This is a genomic window from Shinella sp. AETb1-6, assembly GCF_009826875.1.
Taxonomy (GTDB): domain Bacteria; phylum Pseudomonadota; class Alphaproteobacteria; order Rhizobiales; family Rhizobiaceae; genus Shinella; species Shinella sumterensis.
In genome coordinates this window covers 1-4,441 of the sequence record NZ_WUMM01000032.1, presented here as the reverse complement: position 1 = coordinate 4,441, position 4,441 = coordinate 1, and the positions used below count along the sequence as shown (strand labels likewise).

The 4,441-nt window shown below is 63.0% G+C and carries 3 protein-coding genes; 1 reads left to right on the top strand and 2 read right to left on the bottom strand.

The genetic code is table 11. The annotated features are described in order from the left end of the window. Both tpiA and GR158_RS25705 read right to left on the bottom strand, forming a co-directional pair. Window positions 1–769, bottom strand: a 769-nt coding sequence (gene tpiA / locus GR158_RS24950) for a triose-phosphate isomerase (protein WP_160873039.1), incomplete at its 3' end; no start/stop codon positions are given. Window positions 770–779: 10 nt separating this feature from the next. After that, complete coding sequence (locus GR158_RS25705) at window positions 780–2,513, bottom strand: glycerol-3-phosphate dehydrogenase/oxidase (RefSeq protein ID WP_202402447.1); 1,734 nt, start codon at window positions 2,511–2,513, stop codon at window positions 780–782. Between the two features lie 266 nt (window positions 2,514–2,779). On the opposite strand from GR158_RS25705, the gene GR158_RS24940 reads away from it, so the two are divergent. Continuing rightward, complete coding sequence (locus tag GR158_RS24940; RefSeq protein ID WP_160873038.1) at window positions 2,780–4,321, top strand: FGGY-family carbohydrate kinase; 1,542 nt, start codon at window positions 2,780–2,782, stop codon at window positions 4,319–4,321. The last annotated feature ends 120 nt before the right edge of the window (window positions 4,322–4,441 follow it).

Below are 4,441 nucleotides of genomic sequence, written 5' to 3'. Positions count from 1 at the left end.
AGGCCTCTGCCAGAGCGGGAAAGGCACGGGCAATCGACAGGAAATCCTCCGCCTTCAGGCTTGCGCCGCCGACCAGCGCGCCATCCACATGATCGATCCCCATCAGCTCGTGCGCGTTGGCGCCCTTAACGGACCCGCCATAGAGCAGGCGCATCCCCGCACACTCGGAGCCGAACCGCGCGCTCAACTGATCACGCATGAAGCGATGCACTTCGGCGACATCCTTAACGGTGGGCGTGAGGCCGGTGCCGATGGCCCATACCGGCTCATACGCGACGACGACGTTTCGTGGCGTCGCGCTGTCCGGCACGGATTTCAGGAGTTGCCGCTCGACGACCGCAAGCGTCTTACCCTGCGCCTTCTCTGCGCCCGTTTCGCCGATGCAGACGATGGCGGTCAGGCCAGAGGCGATGGCCGCCCGTGCCTTGCGGCAAACGAGATCATCCGTTTCAGCATGATCCGCCCGCCGCTCGGAATGGCCAACAATGACGAAGCGCGCACCGCAATCGGCAAGCATATCAGCGGAGACATCGCCGGTATGCGCGCCGACCTGGCCGGTATGGCAATCCTGACCGCCGATCTGGATCCGGGTTGCCTTTGCTGCGGAGGCGGCTCGGTGGACAAGCGTTGTCGGAGTGCAGAGCAAAGTGTCGAAGACATCAGGCAGGTGCGCTATCCCCGCGGCGATTGCTTCAAGGGTCGCGAGTGCGCTGGCCGTGCCGTTCATTTTCCAGTTGCCGGCGAGGAGGGGTCTAATGGCGGATGTCATGCGGGTATCCCTAGGATGCGTTGGAACGGAGAGCGGCGGGCACGGGCGGCAATTCCACGCGATACCGTTCGTCGAGCGCCGCTACCGTCGCGGCGATCTCCGCCTTGTGGCGCTGCCTATCCCAACCGAGCGCATCTGCGGCAATGCGCGCGACGGCATCGAGGCTCGCCCGTGTGATGGCGTTTTCAAAGGGCATGAGTGTTCTGCGCAGAACGATGTCGGAAAGACGGGTGATCCGCTCCTCGACCGCGATCCATCGGATCTCGCCTGCGCGGTAGCGGGAAGCCTCGTCCACCGTCTCGCCGCCGTCGGCCGCAACATGGCGCGCGACATCGTCGGCCTGGCTGCCGTACCGCTCGATGAGGACTGTGCAAGCGGCCTCGTCGAGGTCGTGGCGGGCCATAAGCCTGCGAATGAAGGTCAGGCGCTTCTGGGCGTCGTTGTCGAGCCCCGCGCTTCCGCCGATCGGAACATCCAGCGTGCTGCACTGGCGGTTCAGGCCAAGGCGTGCCAGAACGGTATCGGCGATCTGCTCTGCGCAGGCGCGATAGGTGGTCCACTTGCCGCCGACGAGCGCCAATACCGGGAAGCGCCGATTGCCATCCGGTTCGAAATCCCGAAGGAAGTGATCGCGGCTGATCGCGCCGGTCGTTCCTTCACCGCTATAGGGAAGCGGACGAACCCCGGCATAGGTGAAGACGATTTCTTCGCGCCGTGCGGCTGCGCCGGGCATGACCTGTTCCAGCACATCGAAGAGATAGTCGATCTCCTCGTCCGAGCAACGTACCGTATCGGGGTCGCTTGTACGAATGTCGGTGGTGCCGAGCAGGACGTGCCCCGCGTCGAGCGCATAGACGAGGCAGGCGCGGAAATCCCGAGTTTCGAAGTAGAGCATGCCGTCGCCCAGCTGGCGGGCGATGTCAGGCCGGTGCAGGACGATATGTGAACCACGCGTGCCGCCTATCAGTTGCCCGTCGATGCCGAGTTTGCGATTTGCCTCGTCCGCCCAGGGGCCGGCACAGTTGATCACGAGGCGTGGCCGCAGTGCAATCTCCTCCGCGCTGACCTCGTCGCGCAGGATGACCTGATCGCCGTCCGAACCAGCCAGTGCCATATAGGGCACGGCGATGGATGCGGGGCAGTCCCGTTCGGCGTCCTTGATGAGCTCCAGCGCGAGGCGTTCCGGGTGGGTCAACCGTGCGTCGTAATACTCGGCCACCGCCTTGATCCGCTGCGAAAGGCCGGGCATCCGGGTCCGTAGTTCGCCGCGCGAAACGATGCGATGGCCGGGCATCGCACTCGTGGCCCGCCCAAAGCGGTCGAAAAACACCAGCCCCAGCTTTACCACCGCAATTCCCTTGGCGCCCGGCGTTTTCTTCAGCTTGAGGAAACGCAGGCCTGCGGAAAACAGCCCGCCGAACCAGCTGAAGGCCGGAACCCATACGGGCAGGGGTTTGACGAGATGGTGGGCATTGCGAACCAGATGATTGCGCTCGATGACGGATTCGCGCACCAGCGCAAACTCGCCCGTCTCAAGATAGCGGAGCCCGCCATGGATGAGCCGCGACGGCGCCGCGCTGGTGCCGGAGGCGAAGTCGCCCTTGTCCACCAGTACGGCAGGCACGCCTTGCAGTGACAGGTCGCGGAAGAGCCCGATCCCATTGATGCCGCCGCCGACAATAAGGACCGGTTGTGCGGCTGTGGCAGCCCCTAACGCGGCGATTGCTTCTGTTCTGTTTCGCACGAAAGCCCCTCTTGACCGTCATCCTCAGAAGATGGGGCTGCTATAATGGCATTTTATTACTTTTGAAAGGCGCCATTCTTGGGTCGCGAACCGACATATAAAAAATATCATGTAATATCAGTTATTTATTTCTGTAAAAAATTTCCTTACGAATTCGATTGACAATTCAGGCCCGTCCAATAGCCTAGCTCACGAGGAACAAAGCCGATGAGACCGAATGGTCCATGTGCCGGGTGGAGACGGCGCGTCGGCGAGGAGGAGAAACCATGCGGGAACGCCTGATCGGCATCGACGCCGGTGGCACCATGACCAAGGTCGTGTTGTTCGACGTCAAGGGAAACGAACTCGCCTGCGAGCGTCGCCCCAATATCATGCTTTTGCCCCAAGAGGGCTGGACCGAGCGGGACGCCGACGTCATGTGGCGCGCGACCTGCGAGTGCCTGCGCGTGCTACTTGAAAAGACCGGAACCAACCCCGCGGACATCATTGCGGTCACGCCGTCAGGCTATGGTGGCGGTGCGTATTTCGTCGACGCGGAAGGTAATGCGGTCGCCAACGGGCTGGTCTCCACCGATACGCGCTCCATACCGCTTATCGAGCGCTGGAAACGCTCCGGACTTGCCGCCGAAGTCTCGCGGCATATCGAGCAGCAAGTCTGGCCGGGCCAGACGTTTCCCATCATGGCCTGGTTCCAGGAGAATGCGCCGGAGGTGATGCGGCGTGCCAGATATATGCTGCCCTGCAAGGATTTCCTGCGCATGCGGCTTTGCGGCGATATCTCGACGGACCCTACGGACGGCGGCTGTGCCGGCATCATCAACGTAACAAAATCCGATATTTCCCGGGAGGCCTTCGAGGCCGCCGGCATGCAGGGGTGGCTCGAAAAGCTGCCGCCGGTTCGGCCTTCCGTCGAGGTGGTGGGTCATATTCCGGCATCCGTTGCCGCCCTGACCGGACTTCGCGAAGGAACGCCTGTCGTGCGCGGCGTGTATGATGTCGTCGGTTGTGCGCTGGCGTCCGGTGCCGTCAGTCCACGCCAGCTCGCAGCGGTTGCCGGCACGTTCAGCATCCATTCGACGGTCCATCGCAAGCCCTCACTTAACCCGCTGCCGACCATCCAGACGCCCTATCCGGTCGACGGACAGGTGCTGGCTACCACGGCGACGCCGACGTCGGCCAGCAATCTCGAATGGCTATGCAAGACCATGCTGTCTGCAGAAGCGCAGCGCGCGGTGCTGGAAGGACGCAGCATCTATGATGTGTGCAATGAACTCGTCGCTGGCGCCATTGACCGAACCAACGGCATCCTGTTCTTCCCGTTCCTCTATGACGGCCCGCGCGGTGCGCCGGGCGGCTTCCTCGGGCTTCGTGCCGGTGTGCAGCTTCCCGATATCGTCCGCGCGGTCTACGAGGGCGTGGTCTTCGCCCACCGCTACGACATGACCTACCTGCTGACAGGACCGGATGCAGCCAACCCCGAGGTCATCAGGCTCGCGGGTGGCCCCACGCGCAGTCGTGTCTGGGCGCAGATGTTTGCCGATGGCCTCGGCCTGCCTGTGGAGATTGCCAATGGCAGTGAATTCGGCGCCAAGGGCGGTGCGATTTGCGCGGCCGTGGCGACCGGCGTCTATCCGGATGTGGCAACCGCGATCTCGAACATGGTCCATGTCGAACAGCGGCTCGAACCGGATGGCGCACGCGCAGCCGTGCTCAGCCAGAAATACAAGACCTATCTCACGGCCATCGACATGGTGGCGGATCTCTGGTCGGCCGGCAGCGGCGACCAGGCGCTTGCCTGCGCAAGCTGAGCGCATCGCCCAACCGCATTGAAGAGGACTGAACCGTGCTTGAATTGCGCCATGTGGAAAAGACCGTGGGCCGGGATACGCATGTCCATGCGACATCGCTCGCCTTGGAGCGAGGCTCGC